General features: G+C 60.0%; 14 protein-coding genes. 5 read left to right on the top strand and 9 right to left on the bottom strand.

Features of this window, described 5'->3' with window-relative positions; translation table 11 throughout:
- Position 1 precedes the first annotated feature (1 nt).
- From waaF to glnE, 3 genes are all read right to left on the bottom strand, one after another.
- A complete protein-coding gene (gene waaF, locus AC07O1_RS01490; protein WP_495087716.1) occupies positions 2 to 1,036 on the bottom strand; it encodes a lipopolysaccharide heptosyltransferase II in 1,035 nt (344 codons plus the stop codon).
- 71 nt (positions 1,037 to 1,107) lie between these two features.
- Positions 1,108 to 2,031 (bottom strand): branched-chain amino acid transaminase, encoded by a 924-nt coding sequence (locus AC07O1_RS01485; RefSeq protein WP_495087715.1) that lies wholly within the window; start codon positions 2,029 to 2,031, stop codon positions 1,108 to 1,110.
- Between the two features lie 100 nt (positions 2,032 to 2,131).
- Entirely contained in the window at positions 2,132 to 5,071 is a 2,940-nt protein-coding gene (gene glnE / locus AC07O1_RS01480; protein ID WP_495087714.1) for a bifunctional [glutamate--ammonia ligase]-adenylyl-L-tyrosine phosphorylase/[glutamate--ammonia-ligase] adenylyltransferase, read from the bottom strand.
- A 383-nt stretch (positions 5,072 to 5,454) separates the two neighbouring features.
- Here glnE and aceE point away from each other — a divergent pair, with 383 nt between their 5' ends.
- The 5 genes from aceE to msrA all read left to right on the top strand — a co-directional run bounded on the left by aceE (position 5,455) and on the right by msrA (position 15,430).
- Positions 5,455 to 8,100, top strand: coding sequence for a pyruvate dehydrogenase (acetyl-transferring), homodimeric type (aceE, locus tag AC07O1_RS01475; RefSeq protein WP_495087713.1), 2,646 nt, complete (start codon positions 5,455 to 5,457; stop codon positions 8,098 to 8,100).
- A gap of 11 nt (positions 8,101 to 8,111) precedes the next feature.
- Positions 8,112 to 10,046 carry a dihydrolipoyllysine-residue acetyltransferase gene (gene aceF / locus AC07O1_RS01470; protein ID WP_495087712.1) on the top strand — a complete coding sequence of 645 codons (1,935 nt, stop codon included), beginning with the start codon at positions 8,112 to 8,114 and terminating at the stop codon, positions 10,044 to 10,046.
- 354 nt (positions 10,047 to 10,400) lie between these two features.
- Entirely contained in the window at positions 10,401 to 11,795 is a 1,395-nt protein-coding gene (locus AC07O1_RS01465) for an alkaline phosphatase D family protein (protein WP_495087711.1), read from the top strand.
- Positions 11,796 to 12,012: 217 nt separating this feature from the next.
- Positions 12,013 to 14,706, top strand: a complete 2,694-nt coding sequence (locus AC07O1_RS01460; RefSeq protein WP_495087710.1) for a sensor domain-containing phosphodiesterase — start codon at positions 12,013 to 12,015, stop codon at positions 14,704 to 14,706.
- 76 nt (positions 14,707 to 14,782) lie between these two features.
- The gene (gene msrA / locus AC07O1_RS01455; RefSeq protein WP_495087709.1) at positions 14,783 to 15,430 is read left to right on the top strand and encodes a peptide-methionine (S)-S-oxide reductase MsrA; all 648 of its coding nucleotides are present in this window, start codon (positions 14,783 to 14,785) and stop codon (positions 15,428 to 15,430) included.
- Between the two features lie 143 nt (positions 15,431 to 15,573).
- On the opposite strand, the gene AC07O1_RS01450 is transcribed toward msrA, so the two are convergent.
- The 6 genes from AC07O1_RS01450 to AC07O1_RS01425 form a co-directional block, all read right to left on the bottom strand.
- Positions 15,574 to 16,410, bottom strand: a complete 837-nt coding sequence (locus AC07O1_RS01450) for a 23S rRNA (adenine(2030)-N(6))-methyltransferase RlmJ (RefSeq protein ID WP_495087708.1) — start codon at positions 16,408 to 16,410, stop codon at positions 15,574 to 15,576.
- A 241-nt stretch (positions 16,411 to 16,651) separates the two neighbouring features.
- Positions 16,652 to 16,969, bottom strand: a complete 318-nt coding sequence (locus AC07O1_RS01445) for a hypothetical protein (RefSeq protein ID WP_495087707.1) — start codon at positions 16,967 to 16,969, stop codon at positions 16,652 to 16,654.
- Between the two features lie 373 nt (positions 16,970 to 17,342).
- Positions 17,343 to 17,696, bottom strand: a complete 354-nt coding sequence (locus tag AC07O1_RS01440; RefSeq protein ID WP_495087706.1) for a hypothetical protein — start codon at positions 17,694 to 17,696, stop codon at positions 17,343 to 17,345.
- A 1-nt stretch (position 17,697) separates the two neighbouring features.
- Positions 17,698 to 22,494 (bottom strand): RHS repeat-associated core domain-containing protein, encoded by a 4,797-nt coding sequence (locus tag AC07O1_RS01435; protein WP_495087705.1) that lies wholly within the window; start codon positions 22,492 to 22,494, stop codon positions 17,698 to 17,700.
- The gene (locus tag AC07O1_RS01430) at positions 22,494 to 23,231 is read right to left on the bottom strand and encodes a DUF4123 domain-containing protein (RefSeq protein WP_495087704.1); all 738 of its coding nucleotides are present in this window, start codon (positions 23,229 to 23,231) and stop codon (positions 22,494 to 22,496) included. The genes AC07O1_RS01435 and AC07O1_RS01430 overlap by 1 nt, the downstream gene beginning before the upstream one ends.
- On the bottom strand, positions 23,221 to 25,113 hold the full coding sequence (locus AC07O1_RS01425) for a type VI secretion system Vgr family protein (RefSeq protein WP_495087703.1): 1,893 nt from the start codon (positions 25,111 to 25,113) through the stop codon (positions 23,221 to 23,223). The genes AC07O1_RS01430 and AC07O1_RS01425 overlap by 11 nt, the downstream gene beginning before the upstream one ends.
- Positions 25,114 to 25,475: the final 362 nt, after the last annotated feature.

The following is a 25,475-nucleotide window of genomic DNA, read 5'->3' as shown; positions in this document are numbered from 1 at the left end:
CTTACTGAACCTCGACCACAGAGCCCTGCAACCGCTGCAAGGCATCGACCACCGGTTGCGGCATGAGCTGACGCAAACAATTGTAATGGCCAAAACGGCAGGTGCGATCAAAGCATGGGCTGCATTCGATACCCAGCCGGACAATCTCGACCTTCTCCGCCAGCGGCGGGGTGAAGTCCGGTGACGTCGAGCCGTAGACCGCCACCAGCGGCCGGTTCAACGCAGCCGCTACGTGCATCAACCCGGAATCGTTGGACACCACCGCATCAGCGCACGACAGCAAGTCGATGGCTTCGGCCAGCGAGGTGCCGCCACTGAGGTTCACCGACTCTTCACGCAGGCCGGGAATCAGCCGCGCGCGAATGTCTTCGCCGACCGCGTGATCGTTCTTCGAACCGAACAGCCAGACTTGCCAGCCCTCGCGTATCTTCAACTCGGCGACCTTCGCGTAATGCTCGGACGGCCAGCGCTTGGACTCACCAAACTCTGCGCCCGGGCACAGCGCCAGCACCGGACGGTCCAGCTCCAGGCCAAACTTGGCCAGCGCAGCGTCGCGAGTGGCGTGGTCGATTTGCAGGGAGGGACGCGGATACGGTCGAGGCAACTCGGCACCGGAATCAACGGCCAGGGCCATGAAGCGCTCGATCATCAGCGGGTAACGCTCTTTGTCGAGCGTGCGCACATCGTTGAGCAGGCCATAGCGGAACTCGCCACGCCAGCCGGTGCGTTTCGGGATGCCGGCGAAAAACGGCACCAGCGCCGATTTCAGCGAGTTGGGCAGCAAAATCGCCTGATCGTATTGACCGGCCAATGATTTGCCGATGCGTCGGCGGGTCGCCAGTTCGAGCACGCCGTGGCCGAGCGGAAAGCTCAAGGCCTGCCGCACCTGGGGCATGCGCTCAAGGATCGGCCGGCTCCACTCGGGAGCCAGAACGTCGATCTCGCACTGCGGATGGCGCTGTTTCAGACACTGGAACAGTGTCTGCGCCATCACCATGTCACCGACCCAACTGGGCCCAACGATCAGAATTTTCATAGTTATCCACAAACGAGCAGGGAGGCATGACCAGTTGAACCGGCTGCCTCCCCGTCTTATTTATCCAGGCTTTATTTGACCAGTGTACGCCACTCGGCATGGGCGGACGTTTTGCCGCTGACCAGATCGAAGTAAGCCTTTTGCAATTTCTCGGTTACCGGGCCCCGACTGCCAATGCCAATACTGCGGCCATCGACTTCGCGGATCGGTGTCACTTCCGCGGCGGTACCGGTGAAAAACGCCTCGTCGGCGATGTACACCTCATCGCGGGTAATACGTTTTTCGACAAATTTGATCCCCAGCTCACTGGCCAGGGTCAGGACCGTACTGCGGGTAATGCCGTTCAGGCAGGCCGTGACGTCCGGGGTGTAAAGCACACCATCCTTGACCAGAAACACGTTCTCGCCCGAGCCTTCGGCGACGAAACCTTCCGGGTCCAGCAACAAGGCTTCGTCGGCACCGCCGGACAAGGCTTCCTGCAATGCCAGCATCGAGTTGATGTAATGCCCGTTGGCCTTGGCGCGGGTCATGGAAATGTTCACGTGGTGCCGGGTGAAGGAACTGGTACGAACCTTGATGCCGGCGCGCAGCGCTTCTTCGCCCATGTAAGCGCCCCAACTCCAGGGTGCAATGATCACGTGGACTTTCAAACCGGTGGCGCGCAGCCCCATCGCCTCCGACCCGTAGAACACCATCGGGCGGATGTAGGCGCTGTCGAGTTTGTTCTCGAGCACCGCGACACGCGTCGCTTCATTAATTTCGTCTTTGGAAAACGGGATCTTCATGCCCATGATGTGGGCCGAGTCGAACAGACGATCGGTGTGCGCCTCCAAGCGAAAGATCGCCGTGCCTTGTGGCGTTTCGTAGGCGCGCACGCCTTCGAACACACCCATGCCGTAATGCAGGGTATGGGTCAGCACATGGGTGGTGGCGTCTCGCCACGGCACCAGCTTTCCGTCATACCAGATAACGCCATCACGATCGGCCATCGACATGATTCAGCTCCTCAGCAATCCTGCCCGAAAGCGTAGCCACCGGGCAAACAGGACGAGCCATCAGCGGCCCGCCGGATACGTTCTATAGCTTTACTCAGTGCTAGCTCAACCCCAGTTCGGCCCAAATCCGCAGCACTTCCCGCCGTTCGGCCTCAAATTGATCACCACCGATCACCCCGGCCTCATTCTGCAAAGCCTGACGGTGAGCGGCCGCACGGTAGGCCTTATAGGCCTCGCGCAACAGACTGGCATCAGTGGCAGGCATCAGCCCGACCTCCTCCAACCCTTCAAGAATGCGGATATTGTCGGTATAGCGCAGCAGCGACGGGTGCGCTTCGGACCACGCCAAAGCCGCGTATTGCACCATAAATTCAATATCGACGATACCTCCGGCGTCCTGCTTGAGATCGAAGGGCGAGGACTCCTGAAAGGCATTTGCCGCGGTTCCGGCTGCTGTGGCTTTACTCCCCAGATTCTCGCGCATCTTGGCGCGCATCTCGCTGACTTCCTGACGCAGCCTGGGCAAATCACGCTCGCGCCCCAGCACCTGCGCCCGGACTTTCTCGAACGCCGCCCCGACCTGTTTGCAACCGACCAACACCCGCGCCCGCACCAACGCCTGATGTTCCCAGGTCCAGGCTTCATTCTGCTGATAACGCTCGAAAGCGCCAAGCGAACTGACCAACAGCCCCGAAGCGCCGGACGGTCGCAGACGCATATCCACCTCATACAGCTGGCCCGAGTTGGTCTGGGTAGTCAGCAAATGGATGATCCGCTGGCCCAGTCGGGTGAAGAACTGCGCACCATCGATGGGCTTGGCACCGTCGGTTTCCGCTTGCGGGTCGCCGTCATGGATAAACACCAGGTCCAGGTCGGAACCATGTCCGAGTTCCAGGCCACCGACTTTCCCGTAACCCACAATAATGAAGCCCGGATCGCACAAGGTGCCATCCGCGCGCTGCGGCGAACCATATTTGCTCACAGTCTGACGCCAGGCCAGCGCCAGCACTTGTTCGAGAATCGCTTCGGCCAGCCAGGTCAGGTAGTCGCTGACTTTCATCAGCGGCAAGCTGCCGGCGATTTCCGACGCAGCCACCCGCAGGCGGTGAGCCAGCTTGAAGTGACGCAAGGCTTCCATCTGTTGTTCGAGATCATCTTCAGGGATTCGCGTCAGCCGTTCGCGCAATTCGGCGGCCAGTTCCGGCGCCAGGGGCGGCTTGAACAAACGACCTTCGTTGAGCAACTCGTCGAGCAACAGCGGGAAACGGGTGATCTGTTCAGCGATCCATGGACTGGCCGCGCATAAGGTCAGCAGTCGGCGCAAAGCTCCCGGGTTTTCCGTGAGCAGCACCAGATAGGCAGAACGCCGCGCCACCGCTTCGACTAGCGGCAACACCCGCTCCAGCACCAGATCCGGACTGGCATGCTCCACGGCCTGAGCCAGCAAGCGCGGAATAAATGCATCGAGCCGCTCACGACCGAGGCGCTGCATGGCGCGCAATTGCGGGCTACCGCGCAGAGCGGCCAGAGCTTTCAACGCTTTCGGTGCATCGACGAAACCGCCTTCCTCCAATTGCCGGCAAGCGGCGTCTTCGTCCTGTGCTTCTTCCCAGAGCGGTAGCCACTCACCACCGACCACCACTTGGCTTTCGTCACCCTCTTCTTCATCAGGGTCGGCGATCACCTGGCGGAAGTGCCAATCGACCCGGCCACGCCAATACATGAGTTGTTCATGGAACGCCGTCCAGTTGGCAAAGCCGAGCATGAAGGCGATTCGCGCCTGATCGCGCTCTCCGTCCGGGAGCATTTGCGTCTGACGGTCGGCAATCGCCTGGATCGCATGCTCGGTGTAACGCAGGAATTCATAGCCTTCGCGCAACTCGCTGATGACCGCAGGCGGCAAATAACCCTGTCCTTCCAGGGTACTCAGTACTTTTAATAGCGGACGCTGCTGCAAGCTCAGGTCGCGGCCACCGTGAATCAACTGGAACGCCTGGGCGATAAACTCGACCTCGCGAATCCCGCCGGAGCCCAGCTTGATGTTCTCGGCCATGCCTTTGCGCCGGACTTCCTGCTGAATCAGCTGCTTCATGGTGCGCAGCGCTTCGATCGCGGAAAAGTCCAGGTAACGCCGATAAACGAATGGTCGCAACATGTCGAGCAATTGCGCACCGGCGACCTGATCCCCGGCCACCACCCGCGCCTTGATCATCGCGTAGCGTTCCCAGTCGCGGCCCTGATCCTGGTAGTACTGCTCCAGCGCGTTGAAGCTCAGCACCAGAGCGCCGGACGAACCGTACGGACGCAGGCGCATATCGACACGGAATACGAAACCGTCAACGGTCATCGGGTCCAGCGCCTTGATCAGCCGCTGACCAAGACGAATAAAGAACTCCTGATTATCCAGCGCACGCTTCACGCCGACCGTCTCGCCGCCTTCGGGGTAGGCGAAGATCAAATCGATATCAGAAGAAAGGTTGAGCTCCACGGCGCCGAGCTTGCCCATACCAAGGATGACCATCTGTTGCGGCTCGCCACTGCGTCGACCGGTCGGCGTGCCAAACTGTTGGCAATGGCGCAGATACAGCCATTGATAGGCCTGATCGATGCTGGCGTCAGCCAGGTCCGACAGATCGCGACAGGTTTGCACCAGATCCGCCTGGCGGTTCAGATCGCGCCAGATGATCCGCACCTGGTGCCGGGCACGCTGACGACGCAGGGCACGACCGAGCTCATCGTCGCTCTGTGCCAGTTGCACGGCGGCAGCGATCTGGCCACACAACTCGCCGGGGGCAAAGCTGCGGTCCAGTTCGCCAGAGCGCACCAGCTCGAGCAACATCAAAGGGTCACGCAGGCTCTGTTCAATGACAAAGTCGCTGGACGCAGTCACGCGGGCAAATGCCGCCCAGCGCTCAGGCGACCATGAGGACAAACCATGATCATCATCCAGAGCGGCGACGGCAGTGCGTAACGACTGCTCGGCACGACTGACCAATGGCAGGAGAATGGCCGGCAGTTCGGCCAGCGCAGGTAGGCTCATGGTCTATCCTTGATCGGCGTATGAAAGTCCGATTGTAGTGATTTCAAGAAACACGCTACGTGAAGGACTGTCGAACAAAAGTTAGAAATAGCTGAAAAAACAATTTTCTTGGCAGTTAACATCAAGCTTCTACCTTTTCTTGTTCGATAAAGACCACCAATAACGATTATGCTCACCAGTCATAAGCCGCTTATCGGTCGATCTTCTGTAGTTTTACTACTGGTATATACATTCGAAAGGCTGAAATGGCCGACGATTTGTAGTAAAACTACACAACACCGGAGCAACCTTCCGGTAATCCAAGAATTTATGTCGTCTGCCCACAAGGCCAGTCGCAAACTCAGGCAACCGATTCTGGAAGCCTTTCCGCCCTGGAGCAAGCCATGCAAGACCTCGATCCCGTCGAAACCCAGGAATGGCTGGACGCCCTGGAATCGGTTCTCGACAAAGAAGGCGAAGACCGTGCTCACTATCTGATGACCCGTATGGGCGAACTCGCGACCCGCAGCGGCTCGCAACTGCCCTACGCCATCACCACGCCGTACCGCAACACGATCCCTGTTACCCACGAAGCACGCATGCCTGGCGACCTGTTCATGGAACGCCGCATTCGCTCGTTGGTACGCTGGAACGCGATGGCCATGGTGATGCGCACGAACCTGAAAGATTCTGACCTGGGCGGTCACATCTCCAGCTTCGCCTCCAGCGCAACCCTGTATGACATCGGCTTCAACTACTTCTTCCAGGCCCCGACCGACGAACATGGCGGCGACCTGATCTACTTCCAGGGTCACACTTCGCCAGGCGTTTACGCCCGTGCGTTCATGGAAGGCCGCATCACCGAAGACCAGATGGACAACTTCCGCCAGGAAGTCGACGGTCACGGCTTGTCGTCCTACCCGCACCCTTGGCTGATGCCTGACTTCTGGCAATTCCCGACGGTATCCATGGGTCTGGGCCCGATCCAGGCGATCTACCAGGCACGCTTCATGAAGTACCTGGAAGCCCGTGGCTTCATCCCTGAAGGCAAGCAAAAAGTCTGGTGCTTCCTGGGCGACGGCGAGTGTGACGAGCCGGAATCCCTGGGTGCCATCTCGCTGGCTGGCCGCGAGAAGCTGGACAACCTGATCTTCGTCATCAACTGCAACCTGCAGCGTCTCGACGGCCCGGTTCGCGGCAACGGCAAGATCATCCAGGAACTCGAAGGCGTGTTCCGCGGTGCTCAGTGGAACGTGAACAAGGTCATCTGGGGCCGTTTCTGGGACCCGCTGCTGGCCAAAGACGTCGACGGCATCCTGCAACGCCGGATGGACGAAGTCATCGACGGCGAGTACCAGAACTACAAAGCCAAAGACGGCGCGTTCGTGCGTGAACACTTCTTCAACTCGCCGGAACTCAAGGCGATGGTTGAAGACCTGTCCGACGACGAGATCTGGAAACTCAACCGTGGCGGCCACGACCCGTACAAGGTCTACGCGGCGTACCACGAAGCGGTCAACCACAAAGAACAACCGACCGTCATCCTGGCCAAGACCATCAAGGGTTATGGCACCGGTGCCGGCGAAGCGAAGAACACCGCGCACAACACCAAGAAGGTCGATGTCGAGAGCCTGAAGCTGTTCCGCGATCGTTTCGACATTCCGGTCAAAGACAACGAACTCGAAAACCTGCCGTTCTTCAAGCCAGAAGAAGGCAGCGCCGAAGCCCGTTACCTGAGCGAGCGTCGCACCGCACTGGGCGGTTTCGTGCCTCAGCGTCGCGCCAAGAGCTTCAGCATTCCGACGCCGCCACTGGACACCCTCAAGGCTATCCTGGACGGTTCCGGCGACCGCGAAATCTCCACCACCATGGCCTTCGTGCGGATTCTTTCGCAGCTGGTCAAGGACAAGGAAATCGGTCCGCGCATCGTGCCGATCATCCCGGACGAAGCCCGTACCTTTGGTATGGAAGGCATGTTCCGTCAGCTGGGCATCTACTCCTCCGTCGGCCAGCTCTACGAGCCAGTCGATAAAGACCAGGTGATGTTCTACCGCGAAGACAAGAAAGGTCAGATTCTCGAAGAGGGTATCAACGAAGCGGGCGCCATGAGCTCCTTCATCGCCGCCGGTACTTCGTACAGCAGCCACAACCAGCCAATGCTGCCGTTCTACATCTTCTACTCGATGTTCGGCTTCCAGCGTATCGGTGACCTGGCCTGGGCCGCTGGCGACAGCCGTACCCGTGGCTTCCTGATCGGTGGCACCGCCGGCCGTACCACGCTCAACGGCGAAGGCCTGCAACACGAAGACGGTCACAGCCACATGCTGGCTGCGACCATCCCGAACTGCCGCACCTTTGATCCAACCTACGGCTACGAGCTGGCGGTGATCATCCAGGACGGCATGAAGAAGATGACCGAAGAGCAGCAGGACGTTTTCTACTACATCACCGTGATGAACGAAGCCTACACCCAGCCAGCCATGCCGGCCGGTGTCGAGGAAGGCATCATCAAGGGCATGTACCTGCTCGAGGAAGACACCCGCGAAGCGGCGCACCACGTACAGCTGATGGGCTCCGGCACCATCCTGCGTGAAGTCCGTGAAGCGGCGAAGATTCTGCGTGAAGAGTTCAACGTCGGCGCTGACGTGTGGAGCGTAACCAGCTTCAACGAACTGCGTCGCGATGGCCTGGCCGTGGAACGCAGCAACCGTCTGCACCCAGGTCAGAAGCCTAAGCTGAGCTACGTCGAAGAGTGCCTGAACGGCCGTCAAGGTCCGGTCATCGCCTCTACCGACTACATGAAACTGTTCGCTGAACAAATTCGTCAGTGGGTCCCGTCCAAGGAATTCAAAGTCCTGGGCACCGACGGTTTCGGCCGCAGTGACAGCCGCAAGAAGCTGCGTCACTTCTTCGAAGTCGACCGTCATTTCGTGGTGTTGGCAGCCCTGGAAGCCTTGGCTGACCGTGGCGATATCGAACCTAAAGTGGTGGCTGAAGCCATCGCCAAGTTCGGTATCAACCCGGAAAAACGCAACCCACTGGACTGCTGAGGAGATTTTCTGTGAGCGAACTCATTCGCGTACCTGACATCGGCAGCGGTGAAGGTGAAGTAATTGAACTGATGGTCAAGGTCGGTGATCGCATCGAAGCTGACCAGAGCCTGCTGACACTTGAGTCGGACAAGGCGAGCATGGAGATTCCGGCCCCCAAGGCCGGTGTCATCAAGAGCCTGAAAGTGAAGCTGGGCGATCGCCTGAAAGAAGGCGACGAGCTGATGGAACTGGAAGTCGAAGGTGCCGCGGCGGCGCCAGCGGCTGCCGCGCCTGCTGCCAAGGCCGAAGAAAAACCGGCTGCCGCTCCTGCTCCTGCAGCGGCTGCTGCTCCAGCGGCTGCAACCACTCAGCAAGTGCACGTGCCGGACATCGGTTCGTCGGGCAAGGCCCAGATCATTGAGATCCAGGTCAAGGTCGGCGACACCGTCGAGGCTGATCAATCACTGATCACCCTGGAATCCGACAAGGCCAGCATGGAAATCCCTTCGCCCGCCGCTGGCGTGGTCGAAAGCATCAGCGTCAAGCTCAACGACGAAGTCGGCACTGGCGACCTGATTCTGGCCCTGAAAGTGGCGGGTGCTGCGGCACCGGCTGCTGCCACGCCAGCTCAGGCTGCTGCGCCGGCCGCCGCTGCTCCAGCGCCAGCCGCAGCGGCCCCAGCTGCACCGGTAGCTGACAGCGTCCAGGACATTCACGTCCCGGACATCGGTTCGTCAGGCAAGGCCAAGATCATCGAAGTCCTGGTCAAGGCCGGCGACACCGTTGAGGCCGATCAGTCGCTGATCACCCTGGAATCCGACAAGGCGAGCATGGAAATTCCATCGCCTGCCGCTGGCGTGGTGGAAAGCGTTTCCATCAAGCTGGACGACGAAGTCGGTACCGGCGACCTGATCCTCAAACTGAAAGTCAAAGGCGCCGCTCCCGCTGCTGCTCCAGCGCCTGCCGCTGCGGCACCGAGTGCTCCTGCGCAAGCGGCAGCTGCACCTGTTGCCGCTGCACCTGCTGCTGCCCCGGCCAAGCCTGGCGCCAAGGTTCACGCAGGTCCTGCGGTGCGCCAACTGGCCCGTGAATTCGGCGTCGAACTGGGTGCAGTCAGCCCAAGCGGCCCGCACGGCCGTGTGCTGAAAGAAGACGTGCAGGTTTACGTCAAAGCCATGATGCAGAAGGCCAAGCAAGCACCGGCTGCTGGCGGCGCAACTGGCGGCGCGGGCATTCCTCCGGTTCCGGTGGTCGACTTCAGCCGTTTCGGCGAAATCGAAGAAGTGCCGATGACTCGCCTGATGCAAATCGGCGCGTCGAGCCTGCATCGCAGCTGGCTGAACATTCCGCACGTGACCCAGTTTGACCAGGCGGATATCACCGAGCTGGAAGCGTTCCGTGTTGCTCAGAAAGCCGTGGCCGAAAAGGCCGGTGTCAAGCTGACCGTGCTGCCACTGCTGCTCAAGTCCTGCGCGCACTTGCTCAAGGAACTGCCGGACTTCAACAGTTCGCTGGCGCCAAGCGGCAAAGCGATCATCCGCAAGAAGTACGTCAATATCGGCTTCGCCGTCGACACTCCAGATGGCCTGCTGGTACCGGTTATCAAGGACGTCGACAAGAAGAGCTTGCTGCAACTGGCTGCCGAAGCTGCCGTACTGGCGGAGAAAGCCCGGACCAAGAAGCTCTCGGCTGACGACATGCAGGGTGCTTGCTTTACCATCTCCAGCCTCGGGCACATTGGCGGCACCGGCTTCACGCCGATCGTCAACGCGCCGGAAGTCGCGATCCTCGGTGTTTCCAAGGCAACCATCCAGCCGGTCTGGGACGGTAAAGCCTTCCAGCCGAAACTGATGCTGCCACTGTCGCTGTCCTATGATCACCGTGTGATCAACGGCGCCGCTGCTGCACGTTTTACCAAGCGTCTGAGCGACCTGCTGGCCGACATCCGCACCATCCTGCTGTAAGCCTCAAACCGGCTCTTCTGTCATGGGAGAGCCGGTTCAGCACTGTTTCCGAGCGCCACGCTCGTACCTCAACCCCGCCAATTTGGCGGGGCTTTTTTTGCCTGAGCTTTTTTGTCTGGATTGATCTCCAGCCCTTCCCGATCAAAGTCGAATGTTCTGACGAGCCTGACAACTTCTCGCCTACAGCACGTTACCGAGCTACGGACTTCATACGTCCCCAAAAACCACACGCTAAAGCTCGCGACTTGAACAACCTGCCGCCCTCGTGTCGTTAACCTTATAGATACAAAACCCAACCCTTTACTGCGCTGGCAATAACTATTTATTAAAAGCTTTTTTCGACAGGACTCGAGAATGATCAAACCCAGCGTTGGCCCGATCATTGGCCATACCACTGCCCATCATTCGCGCATATTGCTGCGTGCCATTTATAGTCGAGCGCCTCTGACCTTCGGCGGTATTCGCCATCGCCGGGCGGGAGAGCAGGCATGGTCGCAAGGCGCTTTCGTCTTGCTGGACAAGCTGCACGATATGACGGGCATCGTTGTACTCAAAGAGCTGGAAGCGGATACCCGATACGAGTATCAGGCGGGCTGGTTCACCACGGCTGACAGGGGTGAAACCGTGGAAACCGTCCACGATCTTGCGCTGCGATGGCCAGAGCGTATTTATACGTTTAACACCTGTTCGAACGATAAGGCCCTGCCACGTTCCTATATCCTCGGCTCCTGCCGTTACTTGCGCATGACGTTAGGCATACCCTCAGATCCCGAACTGGGTGACGGTATATTTGCAGCGATCAACGCTTTGGTACGAGACGCCAGGACCCCGGTCGACGGGATGCTGATGACAGGGGATCAGGTGTACGTCGATGATCTGAATATCGTCGCGCCGGACCGCGAATACGAAGACATTCTGCACAAGTACCGGACGGCATTCTCTCAGCCGCATATCCACCAGCTGATGGCCCATGTGCCGACGTACATGATTCTGGATGATCATGAAATCGAAGATAACTGGCCGGCCAGGGCCAGCAGCGGTGACCAGGCGCTGTTCAACAGTGCCATCCGCGCCTATGAGCTCTACCAGTGCAGCCACAGCCCGGCCCACGCGCTTTTGCCTTCAGGGCAGCTGGAGCGCAGTATTCCGCACTACTGGTATCAGTTCGCTCATGGAGATATTGAATGGTTCGTGCTGGATACCCGGACCCGGCGCACTCTTGCCAAAGAAGACCGACGCATTCTCGACAGCGAACAGGAACACGCGCTGCTCGACTGGCTTGTCACCAGCAACGCGAGGGTCAAGTTGGTGGTCAGCAGCGTCATGTTCTACCCGGACCGCAAGAACGATGACGGTGATGCCTGGAAATCTTTCCCGGCGCAGCGCGACCGGATCCTTGAATCCATCCGCAGCAACAAGGTCAAGAATGTGATCTTTATCGCCGGCGATGTACACGGCTCGCTGACCAGCCAACTGACCCACTGCGAAGACCCGGACTTCATGGTCCACACCATCGTTTCCTCACCGCTGTGCAACAGCAAGCTGCTGCCCTATGCCAACGCCGGCAGCTTCATCCTGGACCAACCGCTCGCCGGCCCTGGCCACGGCGGCTATCACCAGAAACTCACCAGCCCCGTGGTCAGCCAGGACAATTTCGCGCGCATGACCATCGATACCGAGCGCATCAACGTCGATTACTACGACAAACAGGGCACCCTCCTGCAATCAGTGGGTATTGCCCTGCGCTGATACCCAAGGTGCTGTGTCTATGGGGCAGGTGTACGCTGTCCCATGAACATCAGTTTGCGTGTCACCTGCAGAAATCTTCCACCGTGCCGACACATTCTTATAGCACTTAGCCTTCATCTCACTTGTCAGTCTGTGCCGCATGATGCAACCTTGCCGCAGGCAACAGTAAAGAGGGCGCGAGCCCGGCGCGATCAGCATTTTCGAAGCGAGTTTCCCCATGAAAAGCCAACCCGATGCCACCAGCCGTATGGTGGCCGAGGTAGTGACGCAGTTGCCTGTGCCCTCGCGGCTCGGCATGCTGCGTTTCGAGCGGCTGAATGAGGCTAGCTGGGCGCTGCTGTTCCTTGATCCCAATTGCGAACGTCAATTCGGTCTGGCTGCCGTCGAGCTCTGTGCACTCGTGGGTTCGCCCTATGCCAGCCTGATGGAGCCTGAAGCGCGCTATCAACTGCATGACGCGATTCAGCAGCAATTGACCGCAAGCCCGCATTACCTGATCCGCTATACGCTGCACACCAGCCAAGGGCCTTTGAGCCTGCTGGAACTGGGTGAGGCCTACAAACAACACAATCGGCACCTGCTACGCGGCTACCTGCTGGTGGTCGGGGGCCTGTTCAACGACGACCCGCAACAGCCAGTGCTGGATCTGGAGACTCAGAACACCCGCCTGCAGATTGCCCTGGAACTCAACCAGCGAGCGCAGCAGGAACAGCTCCAGCACCTGGAACGGGTTCGTGCCCAGCAGGACCTGATTCTGCTCCTGGCTCGCCAGCGCTACAGCACCAACAATTCCCTGCAAGAAGCCGCCGAATTGATCACCCGCAGTGCCTGCGACATCTACGAGGTCGATAGTGCAAGCATCTGGAATCTCGTAGACCAGCATCTGGTGCCGATTTCTGCGTACAACCGAGGCTCCCGGGAATACCGGATGCCAGACGTCATCGATGCGAGCGGTTTCCCCGGCTATCTGGAAGCCCTGCACACCAGCCGGGCGATCGACGCCCATAACGTCATGCACGATTCACGCACCCGGGAATTGGCCGAGAGCTTGCGGCCGCGCAACGTCCACGCCTTGCTCGACGCCAGCATTCGTGTCGACGGCCAGGTAGTCGGCGTGCTCTGCCTTGAGCAGACCGGCATGACCCGCGCCTGGCAGTCGGATGAGATTGCCTTCGCCGGCGAGTTGGCCGATCAGTTCGCCCAGGTCATCAACAACCACAACCGACGCACCGCCACCAGCGCCCTGCACCTGTTCCAGAGGGCCGTCGAGCAAAGCGCCAACGCCTTTCTGCTGGTCAATTGCGAAGGCGTGGTGGAATACGTCAACCCGAGTTTTACCGCGATCACCCAGTACAGCACCGAAGAAGTCCACGGCCACAAGCTGTCGGAACTGCCGGCACTGGAAAACCTCAGCGAATTGCTGTTCGACGCACCGTCGAGCCTGGCCAAGAGCAACAGCTGGCAGGGTGAGTTCAAGAGCCGGCGTAAAAACCTCGAACCCTACTGGGGCCAGCTGTCGATATCCAAGGTCTACGGTGACAATCGAGAGCTGACGCATTACATCGGCATCTACGAAGACATCACCCAGAACAAGCTCGCCCAACAGCGCATCGAGCGCCTGGCCTACACCGACAACCTGACCAACCTGGGCAACCGCCCGGCGTTCATCCGCAACCTCGACGAGCGCTTTGCCCGCGATAGCAACACCCCGATCAGCCTGCTGCTGGTGGACATCGACAATTTCAAGCGGATCAACGACAGCCTCGGCCACCAGACCGGTGACAAACTGCTGATCAGCCTGGCCCGACGGCTGCGTAACAGCCTGAGCCCGAGCGGCAGCCTGGCGCGTTTCGCCAGTAACGAATTCGCCGTGCTGCTCGACGACACCGACCTTGAGGCCGGCCAGCAAGTCGCCAGCCAGTTGCTGATGACACTGGACAAGCCGATGTTCGTCGACAACCAGTTGATCAGCGTCACCGGCTCCGTGGGCCTGGCCTGCGCGCCGCTGCATGGCCGCGACCCGCAAACCCTGATGCGCAACGCCGGGCTCGCTTTGCACAAGGCCAAAGCCAACGGCAAGCATCAGGTTCAAGTGTTCACCGAAGCGCTGAACGCCGAAGCCAGCTACAAACTTTTCGTCGAAAACAATCTGCGCCGCGCCCTGACCCAGAACGAGCTGGAAGTGTTCTATCAGCCCAAGCTCTGCCTGCGCAGTGGCCGTTTACTGGGGATGGAAGCCTTGCTGCGCTGGAACCATCCGGAAAAGGGCATGATCCGCCCGGACCAGTTCATCAGCGTCGCCGAAGAAACCGGGCTGATCATTCCCATTGGTAAATGGGTCGCCCGTCAGGCCTGTTGCATGAGCAAGCAACTGAGCGCCGCCGGCCTGGGCGATCTGCAAGTGGCGATCAACCTGTCGCCCAAGCAGTTTTCCGACCCGGACCTGGTGGCGTCCATCGCCGGCATCCTCAAGGAAGAACAGCTGCCCGCCTCCTTGCTGGAGCTGGAACTGACCGAAGGCCTGCTGCTGGAAGCTACCGAAGACACTCACTTGCAGCTCGACCAACTGAAACGCCTGGGCCTGACCCTGGCCATGGACGACTTTGGCACCGGTTATTCATCCCTGAGCTACCTGAAAAAATTCCCGATCGACATCATCAAGATCGATCGCAGCTTCATTCATGAAATCCCGGATAACCAGGACGACATGGAAATCACCTCCGCGGTGATCGCCATGGCCCACAACCTGAAACTCAAAGTGGTGGCCGAAGGCATCGAGACCTCCGAGCAGTTGGCGTTCCTGCGCCGCCACCGCTGCGACGTCGGCCAGGGTTACCTGTTCGACCGACCGATCCCGGGCTCTGAGCTGATCGAAAAGCTTAAACGCTACCCGCGTGGCCCAATCGCCTGACAGCGCTGTAACACTCGGGCAAACTGTCAGTCTATCTACCACAGCTCATCCCAACCTGACTGAGAGGACTTGAACCATGGTCTTGCGCTCGGAAATTCTGGTGAACAAAAAAGTGCTACCTACTAAAGAACAAGCTCTGCCTGGTCGCGAAACCCCGATGACCGTGCCAGCCGAACACTTCGTCAACCACCACCCGCTGCTCGGCCCATTCCCGGGTACGGTGGACTTCGCAATCTTCGGCCTGGGTTGCTTCTGGGGCGCGGAACGTCGCTTCTGGCAACGCGAAGGCGTGTACAGCACGGCCGTGGGCTACGCTGGCGGCTTCACGCCGAACCCGACCTACGAGGAAGTCTGCTCGGGCCTGACCGGTCACAGCGAAGTCGTGCTGGTGGTCTACGAGCCGGAGATCGTCAGCTATGAAGCGTTGCTGGCATTGTTCTGGGAGCTGCATGACCCGACCCAGGGCATGCGCCAAGGCAACGATATCGGCACTCAATACCGCTCGGTAATCTACGCCACCAAGCCGGAACAATTAGAAGCGGCCAAGAAAAGCGGACAGGTGTACCAGGCCGCGCTGACCAAGGCGGGCATGGGCACCATCACCACGGAAATAGAGCAAGCCCCGACTTTCTACTACGCCGAGGCCTATCACCAGCAGTACCTGGCGAAGAATCCCGAGGGCTACTGCGGGATCCGCGGCACAGGCGTGACCTGCCCGATCTGATCGGATGACTGATCGTTGATCGTTCCCACGCGCAGCAAAGGAATGCAGCCTGTGACGCTCTGCGTCACGTCTTCAAAAGCGGACGCAGAGCGTCCATTGAGGCGCTCCCACGCAGAGCATGGGAACGATCACCCAAACGCGGCTTATTCGGCGATCAACCAATCCATCTGCCAGCCACCCTGAGTCTGCCCCAGCTTCTTCGACAGCCATGGCAGCAACTCACGCAACTCCTCCTCCAGCCCCCACGGCGGATTGGCAATCGCCAGCCCGGAGCCGTTAAGGCTATTGGGCGTATCCAGTGGATGCACCAGCAACTCCACCCGCAACAGCTTCGGTGCACCGGTGCCCGCCAGGTCCTGATAGAACCGACGCAACATCCGTTGATCCTTCACCGGATACCAGATCGCCGCCACCGTCTGACGCATCCGGCCAATCGCCTCTTTCAACGACGCTGCACAGCGATGCATCTCATCGAGCTGTTCGAACGGCGGATCGATCAACATCAACGCCCGCTTCTCCGCCACCGGCAACAACGCCCGCGGCACGTGCCAGCCTTCGCCCAGGTGCACCGCAACGCGGCGATCACCCTTCATGTTGTCCTTGAGCAAACGCCCGTCTTCCGGATGCTTCTCGTTGAGCAACACCCGATCCTGAGAACGGGTCAAACGTCGCGCCAGCTCCGGCGAGCCCGGGTAATAGCGTAACTCGCCATCCGGGTTCATCTCATGCAGCGCCTGCATGTAATCAGCGGTCAGCAGCGGCAGATCCGGCTCGTTCCACAACCGGGCGATACCTTCCAGATACTCGCCGGTGCGGCTGGCCTCGTCGCCCTTGAGGTCATACAGACCAATCCCGGCGTGAGTATCGAGATAGGCAAACGGCTGCTCCTTGCGCGACATCAAGGCAATGAGGCGGGTCAAGGTCAGGTGTTTGAAGACGTCGGCGTGGTTGCCGGCGTGGAAGGCGTGGCGATAGTTCATGGTTGCTCCTGCGCAGGAGACGAAGTTTACCTTGTACAGCGCGGGACGTCAGGGGTTCACAGCCAAGCGGACAAGCGCCGCTTCCCTTGTGGCGAGGGAGCTTGCTCCCACCGGCCGGTCCGCGCTCGGGCGCAGCAGTCGTAAACCGGTAGATGCGGTTTACCTGAAACACCGCGGCGGCTGGTTTTGGGGCCGCTTCGCAGCCCAGCGGGAGCAAGCTCCCTCGCCACAAGGTTGGTGTTTACTTTGAGATCTGCGCCTGCAACCGTCGGCCAATCACATCCAGCAAATCACACCCATCGCGCAACGGAATGGCACACAACCGCGCAAAGTCATGCAGGATCACCGCATCGGTATGAATCTCCTCACGCATGGCCAGATTCTCCATCACCTGAGTGACCGCCCGAATGCGGTAACCGGCAGCGTCTTGCAGCACGTCGAGCGGCGCTTGGGTGTCAACAAACAGGGTCGGGATATCGCAATCGTTACTGGTGAGAGCCATGTAGCGATTGGTGGGTTGGGTGGTAGAGAGGGATGGATCAGGCGTACGAGTACTCATCGGAAACAGCTCCAATTATGGAATAAGCCAACATCCTTCAACTTGGACGTCGGCGCTCATGCTCCGGGTATTTTTAGGGTTCCTACGCCCTGTCACTGAATTTTCAATGACAGACAAAGACTATCGATGAAGCCAATCCCCCGCCAGTTCACACAAACCGCCACAACTTGCGGGAAATCTCCGACGAGTTCGCCCAGAAATATCGTCGTCTGACAGACCGCCTTCATCGCGGACAAGCCCGGCTCCCACAAGAGAACGCAATCTAATAATGTAGGAGCGACGCTTGCCCACGATCGACGCGTGAAAATGATCGTGGGTCGAGTCTGGGAAAATGTGCTCGCGGATTTAGACAGGAGCAATCCAGGTATCTTCGTTACTTTACGGCTTCCAACTGATAACGCCTCAGACACTCAAGTAACACCTGCATAAATTGACGCTGATCTTTAACATCTTCGTCGAAGTATGCAGTCATTTTTGTGAAGACATAGTCAAAATTATCGCCTTTAGCTAAAAAGTGCTCCAGCGAACCGATATACCACTCGCGCGCATCATTCGAATATGACAAAAAATCTGGCCTTATGAAAATATCAAACAACTCCGTCAATTCTTTTTCTTCATTTACATTTTTGGAGACAATAATTGCCTCCCTTTCTTCGTCATCGACATTATCAATGTCAAATACAAAAAGCAGGCCGCGCAAAATAGACAAGTCAGGTGCGAATTTCATTTTAAAATTCCGTATAAGACGTTTTTGGCTCACCATTTTTATTTAATATAACCACAGCCTTGGCTTGCTCACTATATTCAAGTGTTCCCCTTTTGTACCCCTCGCCCACTTTCCTCCCCATCTCTATCGGCCTTTGCGATGCAGCTATATTGCTTTGCTTAAAAATTAACTGCGCACGGTATATTGCATTTAACTGATCCCTATGACTGACAAAGCGAGTTGCAGCACTAGGTATCACAGGCGCTCCTTTTCGTCTTCCACTATTATAAGTTTCAATTTCACCCGTAGATGGATTTTTACCCGTTTGTACTCGCTCGAGTTGAGACTGCAAAGTAGTTTGCGCCCCATGCTTTTGTAGGAAATGAGCACCTTTTATAGCACGTTGCATTTCGTCTAACCGCCTATATGCATTCGCTTCTGCAAGCTCATCTATTCGAGCTTGTCTCTCGGTCCGCGCCAATTGCGGTAGAGCGGGCTCACCCTCATCCACCCGCGCCTTCGCCGCCGGGTCTTCCACCCCCAGCGCCGGCTGACACCCGTCCGCTCCGGGGCAGGTATTCAACCCCAACGGATCCACCCAGCCCGTCGGGTTCGGGGTGTATTGGTAGGCGTTCAGCCCACCGGCCAGTTTGCTCGGGTCCGGGGTCAGGTAGCGGCCGTTGTCTGGAGTGTAGTAGCGATGGCGGTTGTAGTGCAGGCCGCTCTCGGCGTCGCAGTATTGGCCCTGGAAGCGTAGCGGTTGCTCGAGGTGTTTTTCGCTGTCTTGCTTGAGTCGGGCGAGTTTGCCGTAGGCGTGGTATTGCGCCGACCAGACGATTTCGCCGCTGTAGTCGGTAAGCTCCTGCGGGGTGCCGAGGTGGTCGAGTTGGTAGTAGAACGGGCAGGCGTTGCGTGGGCCTTCGCCGTCGAGCAGGGCCAGCGGGCGGCAGCTGCCGGGTTCGTAGACGTAGCTGCGGTAGTGGCGGCTGCCGCGTTCGGCGATCAGCTGGTCGCCTTGCCAGAAGAATTCGGTGCTCTGCCCGTCGACGGTTTTCGCGATGCGCCGGCCGAAGGCGTCGTAGCGGTAGCTGGCGCCACGGCCGTCCGGGCGGGTCATGCCGATCAGCCGGTGCTGGCAGTCGTAGCGGTATTCGCTGACGAGGCACTGGGCCTTGCCGCGACGTTCGCGGATCAGGTTGCCGTAGGCGTCGTAGTCGTAATGGCGGTCGCCGTGCATCAGCAGGCGGTTGCCCTGGACGCGGGCCGGGCCGGGGCGGTCCTGCATCAGCAGGTTGCCGGCCTGGTCGTGGCTGAAGTGTTCCGGGGGTTCGCCGTGGGGATGGCGGACGCCGAGCAGCCGGTCTCGCAGATCGTAGTGGTAGCGGCGCTGGCCGTGGCGGCTGTCGCTGAGGAGGGCCAGGTTGCCGTTGGCCGCGTAGGTGTAATGCCGGTGGTACCGCGACTGTTGTTGGCTGAGGGCGTGGGCCTGCAGGCGACCCTGCTCGTCATACTGGTACTGGCTGAGCAGTTGGCCTTGCTGGCGTTGTTGTTCGCGACCGGCGTCAAAGACGTGCGTGGTCAGCCGGGCGCCGTTGAGGTCGATGGCGCTCAGCGCGCCGCCCTGGGCGTGGTGGTAGTCGAGGGTGCTGTGGTCCGGCAGGCGCAGCTGCTCGAGCCGGCCGCAGGCGTCGTAGCGATAACGCAGGGTGCCCCAGCCCTGATGCTCGGTGATCAGCCGGTCGTGCCGGTCGTACTCGAATTCCAGCGGCCAGTCGTTGCCGTCGTCGACGCCGACCAGGCGGCCCAGCGCGTCGTAGCGATAGTCGACGGTGTTGCCGTCAGGCAGGGTCTTGCGGGTCAGTCGGCCGTGAGCATCGCGTTGGTACCCGGTGACCAGCGTTGAGCCGTCGTCACCAAACTCGGTCTTCTCCAGCAGCTGGCCGTTGAGGTCGTAGGCGTAGGCGGTGCGCCGGCCATCGAAGCCGGTCTCCTCCCGGATCAGGCCGTTGGCGGCGTATTCGAGCCGATAGCGTTCGCCGGCTTCGTTTTCGATTTCGCTGAGCAACAGCCGCGCAGTGTCGTAGCGGTAGCGCAGCTGACTGCCATCGGGATTGATCCGGCGGCTGACCAGGTGCAGGTCGTCGGCGTATTCGTAGCGGGTGACCCGTCCCAGTTCATCGCGTTCGGCGGTGACCTTGCCGTAGGCGTTGTAGCTGAAGGCGCGGCTCGCGCCGCCGGGCAAGGTGGTCTGCAGCAGCCGGCCGACGGCGTCCCACTGGTACTGGGTGACGGCGCCGTGTTCGTCCTGGCGGCGGATCTGCCGGCCAAGGACGTCGTAGGCGTAAGAGCGCCGGCCACCGTCCGGCCGCTGTTCTTCGGTCAGCTGGCCAAGCCCGTTCCAACCCAAAGTGTGGCAGCTGTGGTCGGGATAACGGATGCCGGTTAACTGACCTTTGGCGTCGTAGTGGTAATGGGTGACCTGGCCGTCGGGATCGATCTGTTCGGTGAGATCGCCCTGGGCATTGCGTCGATAGGTCCACTGCGCCTGACCGCGCTGGCGGCGATGGACAAAACCGTTGCGGTACTCATACGCCGTCGGTTCATCCTCGGCGGGCAGCACCGCGATCAGGCGCCCGGCCTCGTCATAGCGGTATTCGGTGACGGCGCCGAGCGGGTCCTGCTCGGCGGTCAACCGGCCCTGGTCGTCGTAGGCCTTAAGGTGCTCGGCGCCGTCCGCCTCGACCTGGCGCAGCAGCCGCGCCTGCGGGTCATGGACGTAGACTTCTGCGCGGCCGTCGGCATGCCGGACGCTGACCCCGCCCTGCTCGTCCCAGACGTAGCGCTGGTCCATCTGCGCAAAACTCGCCCAGTGCCGGATGCAGCGCGCGGCTTTGCCCGCGCGTTCCCATTCCCAGAAGAAGCTCGCGCCGCCGGCCAGTTGCCGCTGCAGGATGACCTGCTGATCGTCGTAGTCGTAGCGCTCGCATTCACCGGCGGCGTTGCTTGCCTCGACCAGCCGCTGGCGTTCGTCGTAGCGGTAGCGAACCAGGGTCTGCTCGGTGCGCCAGGCGTCTTCGAGGGTGTCGGCCGGGTGCAGGCTCTGGTAGTCGACGGCGATGATCTGCGCGCGCTCGTAGCGCAGGCGCAGGGCGCGGCCGGCGCCGTTGTCGAGGCGCTGGATGCGTTGCTGACGGTCGCGACTGATGTGCAGGCGGTTGCCGTAGGCATCGCTGAGGGCGCTCAGCCGGCCGGCGCGAAAGTGGTAGAAGCGCGCCGCGTCACCGGCCGGGGCGAGGATCAGTTCCTCGGGAGCCTCGCCGAGGTAAATCGCCGCCCGCGCCAGGCTGTTGTGAATCGCCGGGCGTTCGACACTCGGCAGCGGAAAGCGCGTGCGGCGGTTTTCCTGGTCGATCCAGATCACCGCCTCGCCGCTGATCTCCAGCCGCTGCGCCAGCGCATGGCTCCAGCCCCACCCCAGCCCGCCATCGAGCTCCACCGCGCTGCTGCGGTACAGCCGGGTCCAGGCAAACGGCAGCACCCCGTCCAGTTCACCGTCGGTCAGGCTCAGCAGTTCTTCGCCGGTGACCATCGACACCGGGCAGCCGCGGGTGGCGGTTTGGCTGGCGGTGTCGGCGCTGGCGCCCGCGGGGTTTTTCGCCTGTTCGGGAGCGTCGTCGTGGGGTTCGTGTTTCTTCAGCGTGGCGTTGCTGCGCGCGCCCCAGCGCATCTGTAATACGCCCTGTTTCTGCCGGCCAGCCAGCCCCCGGGCGGCGACCTTTTTGTAGCGGTCGACATAGCCCATGAAGCTGTCGATGATCTTGAACATGGCCTCGATGAAGCCCAGGCCAGCCTTGAGGATCTGCGTGCCATGTTTCGTCAGCCGCAGTGTCAGGTAGGCAATGCCGACGCCAGGGCCGACACCAATGCCTGAGCCGACAACAGTCAGCACGAGACCAATCAGCAGGTCGATCAGGATCTCGACCACGACCGTGGCAATGGCCTCGGCCGTCGTCCCGGCAATCCGACTCGGCGGCAAGGCATCCAGCCAGATACTCGCGGTACGCAGTAACAGGCACAGTGCCGCTTCGTCGCTCGCCAGCAGCATGGCTTTTTCCATCACTTGCGGTGCGTCCTGCGCCGACTTGACCAGTTGCTGCGCGCTACTGCCCAGGCGTTCGAGGTGAGCCCCCGGGTTCTTGAGCATGTCACTGATCAGGCCGATGCCGTCCCACACCCCCTCGATCGCCGCCCAACTCCCGGCGAGCATGCCGTTGCCCGCCGCTCGAGCCGACTGCTGCGACCACTGCGGTTTAAACCCCTGCCACTCGCTGCGCAGCCAGCCTTCCAGATCCCGAGTCAGCCCGTCGTAGGCAGCGAACAGCTCATCGACTTGCGACGGGGTCACTGCACTTTGAACCCGGACCCGATAGAACTTGCCGGCCTCGCCCTTGAACTGCGCCTTGCCCTGAGCATCCAGGGTGATGGTCTTGCCGGGACCACCGGCGGCCGGAATCACCTCGACCTGAATATTCCCGAGCGGGATGTCATAGACCGACTCGAACCTGCTCTCGATTTCCAGAATCCTGCTGGTGGGACATTGGGCGACGCTGGAGATGAAATCGTCGTCGCTCTGACTGACCGAAGTGCTGGTGGAGCCAAACTTGATCACTCGCTCCATGTCCAGCAGCGATGGCAGATCGGCGGCGCGACTGCCCTTGTCCAGCGTCCTGGCAAACCAGCTGCGGAGCTGTTGGCGATAAAGACTGAGGGTGTCCTGGAAGCTGTCGAGTTGCGCTTCGATGTGAGCAATGTGATCCATCAGCCTTGCTCCGAGATCAGGTGGTCAGCCAGTGCTTCTTTCGACATGCGAGGTAGCTCTGAGCGGGCAACGAAGGCCGCGACCTTGTGTCTCAAAACGCTTTCTGAATAAGCACCGTGCAGCTCCGGGCGGGCCTCGCTCAGCCAGGTCAGCAAGTTGTTGGTCTGGGTTATGGCGTCCTTCGCGGCGAGGCGATCAAGCAACGACAGAGGAACCTCCCACCAGGGGCAGTCCTTGGCTGTCTTCACGGCACTGGCGCCAATCTCAAGGCTTTGGCCATTGACCAGGCAACGCTTGAACAGTGGCAGCAGCTCGCTCGCATCAACTTCAGGAGCCTGAAGAATCGGCAGCAGATGGCGCCCGTCCCAGAAGCGAAAAAACACCTGCTTGCCATTGGGCAACAGTACCTTGGTCAAGCTGCGCAAGTGCTCGACCAACGCCTCCTGGCTGGCCGAAGAAACTGCCAGCCAGCCCCAATCAGTGGCGTCGGTGCTGGCGACCCAGTCGAGGAATTCGCTATCTGAGGCAACGATCCCGACATAGGGCATCACCCTGTCCCATTCGGCATAAGCGCTGTCGACCCAGATCGGGCTGGCCGTCTGCATTGCGCCCGACTGCTGGAAGGTCTTGAGCGGCTGGGCATCACTGGCGTTGCCAAGAATCACGAACAGCTGCTCTGACGACTGCAATGGTTGGCGCTCGAGCCAGGCTTGAGGTGCAAGGCGCTCAGACATCACAGACACCTTCCTTGCAGCGCTCGCATTCTTCGCAGAACGGCGCGTCGCTTTTCAGGCTGAAAATCTGTGCAGCGCTCAACGGTGCTGGCGGAATCAGTGTCGGTGCCGCGGTCAACTGCGGGGCGCCGCCGACCTGAATCGGTACGCTGCTGAATATCCCGCCGGCATTGATGTTGATCCAGTGCCCGCCAGCCTGAATCGTCGCGCTGACACCGCCGTCGATGACCACTTGCCCCAAGGCAAGGACGTGAACCTGTTCACTGGCCTTGAGCGATTGGTTGCGCACCCGGATGCTGGAGGTGCCTTTGACGACGACGCTGCGATCGTTATCCACTTGCACCGTTTGGTCGTGCAGCACGTGCTGGTTCCAGTCGCGCTGGGCACGCAGGTAGATTTCCTCGGCACCCTTGCGGTCCTCAATGCGCAGCTCGTTGTAGCCACCGCCACCAGGGCTGCTGTGACTACGAAAAATGCTCCGGGTCTTGTCGGCCGGCAGATCGAGTGGCAGCGGGTTGGCAGCATTTGGCAGGCAGCCCATTACCAGGGGCTTGTCGGCATCGGCGTCAACGAAACCCACCAGCACTTCCATGCCAACCCGCGGGATCAGCACACTGCCATAACTGTCGTGAGCCCAGCCGGTGGCCACCCGTAGCCAGCAACTGGAATGTTCGTTGAGTTTTGCGTCGCGGTCCCACTGAAATTGAACCTTGACCCGACCGTACTGATCGCAATGGATTTCGCTGTCACCCTGACCTGTGACCACGGCATGTTGATAGCCGAACATGCGCGGCTTGGGTGCACCCAATGGCGGACGGAACAGCACATCCCAGGGCGTGGCCAGAAAGGTGTTGCGATAACCCTGGGAAAAGCCGTCCGAAGAGTCGCTGATCACCGACTCTTCCAGCACCTGAGGCTGCTTGCCCTGATGCTCGACTTCAGTCAGCAACCACAGGTCGTTCCACGCCGAACGCGGATGTTCGACGATTTCCAGAAAATGCCCACTGATCAGCGCCGATTGATCACTGCCGCCCTCGGCCTGGCAATAGTCCGCGCGGTGGCGCTCCAGAGCTCGCTGAGCCAGGTGTTTGCCATCGGTGCGGTCAGCAAAATGACCTGGATAGTCATAGTCTTCCAGCGCCGGTCGCTGCTCGCCAGCAACCGCACTTTCCAGCAGCAGATGCGGTTTTTTGAAGTCGTAATCGCGGCGGGTCACGCCTGTGGTGCGGGTTTCCAGGCGCACACTGAAGCGTTTGATCGCCGGCTCTTCGGCGACCATCCCGCTGCCCGGCAGGTAGACGGTTGGCCATGGCAGTTTGGGGAATACGGTTTGATCATCGCCGAAGATCAGGCGATGACCATCGGGGCTGTGCTGGAAGTGATAGTGGATACCGACCCCGGAGCAGAGCCGCTGAATGAACGCCAGATCGCTTTCGGCGTACTGCACGCAATACTCGCGCTCGGCGTATTGGCTGCCGAGCCGGAACTCGAAAGCATCGCGCTGGATACCATGATCCTTGAGCACTTGAGCGATGATCGCCGGCACCGTTCGATGCTGAAAGATTCGCTGGTTGATGCGCTGAGCGAGATACGCCAGTTGCGGCACCAGGCTGATTTGATAACGGGTCAGCCGCTTGCCGGAGTCGCCTTGCGCCACGCGATAAATCTGCCCGTGAATGCCATTGTTCTGCGCGTCGAAACTGAGGAACGCTTGCCGATGCAGGAGGTTTTCGAGGTCAAGGTCCGAACGCTCGCTGACCAGTTCCAGGTCAAAACGATAGGGCTGGCTGATGGCTTCCTTGCCGGTGAACTCAAGCACCTTGAGCTCACTCTGGACGCCGTCGAGGGTCAAGGTGAAACGCGGTTGATTGGCAGAAGCGAACATCCGATGTCTCTCTGCAGAGTGAAGACGGGCGATTCTGCATGAGCACGAACGGACATTGACGGGAGGGCACGGAAATCAGATTTACCCTACATTTATCAGGAATTGCTCCGTCATTGATGGGGGGCTATGGCTACGCAATGTGCGTGGCTTTGTTTTTATTTAGCAGCGGACTATCGGACCGCCTGCATCCATCTGGGTGGATAGACGATTCCGGTTGCCGCGCATTTATGACTGGCGATTCCCCAGGAAAGCCATCAGCCGATGAACCCTCACACTGGAGGTTGCACCTTTGGCACAAACGCCATTCAAAAAAGCAAATAAGGTGCAACCTGCTTTGCCACAATAAGTTACACCCAGCCGGA

This window comes from Pseudomonas sp. GW821-FHT07G10 (assembly GCF_059418545.1).
Note: the sequence above shows the minus strand (reverse complement) of the source record. Positions and strands in the feature narration are given on the sequence as shown.

Bases quoted from the DNA above. Each gene is read 5' to 3' on its own strand.
- AC07O1_RS01445 (WP_495087707.1), bottom strand. From the start codon at position 16,969: ATGAGTACTCGTACGCCTGATCCATCCCTCTCTACCACCCAACCCACC.
- waaF (WP_495087716.1), bottom strand. From the start codon at position 1,036: ATGAAAATTCTGATCGTTGGGCCCAGTTGGGTCGGTGACATGGTGATG.
- AC07O1_RS01485 (WP_495087715.1), bottom strand. From the start codon at position 2,031: ATGTCGATGGCCGATCGTGATGGCGTTATCTGGTATGACGGAAAGCTG.
- glnE (WP_495087714.1), bottom strand. From the start codon at position 5,071: ATGAGCCTACCTGCGCTGGCCGAACTGCCGGCCATTCTCCTGCCATTG.
- AC07O1_RS01460 (WP_495087710.1), top strand. From the start codon at position 12,013: ATGAAAAGCCAACCCGATGCCACCAGCCGTATGGTGGCCGAGGTAGTG.
- aceE (WP_495087713.1), top strand. From the start codon at position 5,455: ATGCAAGACCTCGATCCCGTCGAAACCCAGGAATGGCTGGACGCCCTG.
- AC07O1_RS01450 (WP_495087708.1), bottom strand. From the start codon at position 16,410: ATGAACTATCGCCACGCCTTCCACGCCGGCAACCACGCCGACGTCTTC.
- AC07O1_RS01435 (WP_495087705.1), bottom strand. From the start codon at position 22,494: ATGGATCACATTGCTCACATCGAAGCGCAACTCGACAGCTTCCAGGAC.
- msrA (WP_495087709.1), top strand. From the start codon at position 14,783: ATGGTCTTGCGCTCGGAAATTCTGGTGAACAAAAAAGTGCTACCTACT.
- AC07O1_RS01425 (WP_495087703.1), bottom strand. From the start codon at position 25,113: ATGTTCGCTTCTGCCAATCAACCGCGTTTCACCTTGACCCTCGACGGC.
- AC07O1_RS01465 (WP_495087711.1), top strand. From the start codon at position 10,401: ATGATCAAACCCAGCGTTGGCCCGATCATTGGCCATACCACTGCCCAT.
- AC07O1_RS01440 (WP_495087706.1), bottom strand. From the start codon at position 17,696: ATGAAATTCGCACCTGACTTGTCTATTTTGCGCGGCCTGCTTTTTGTA.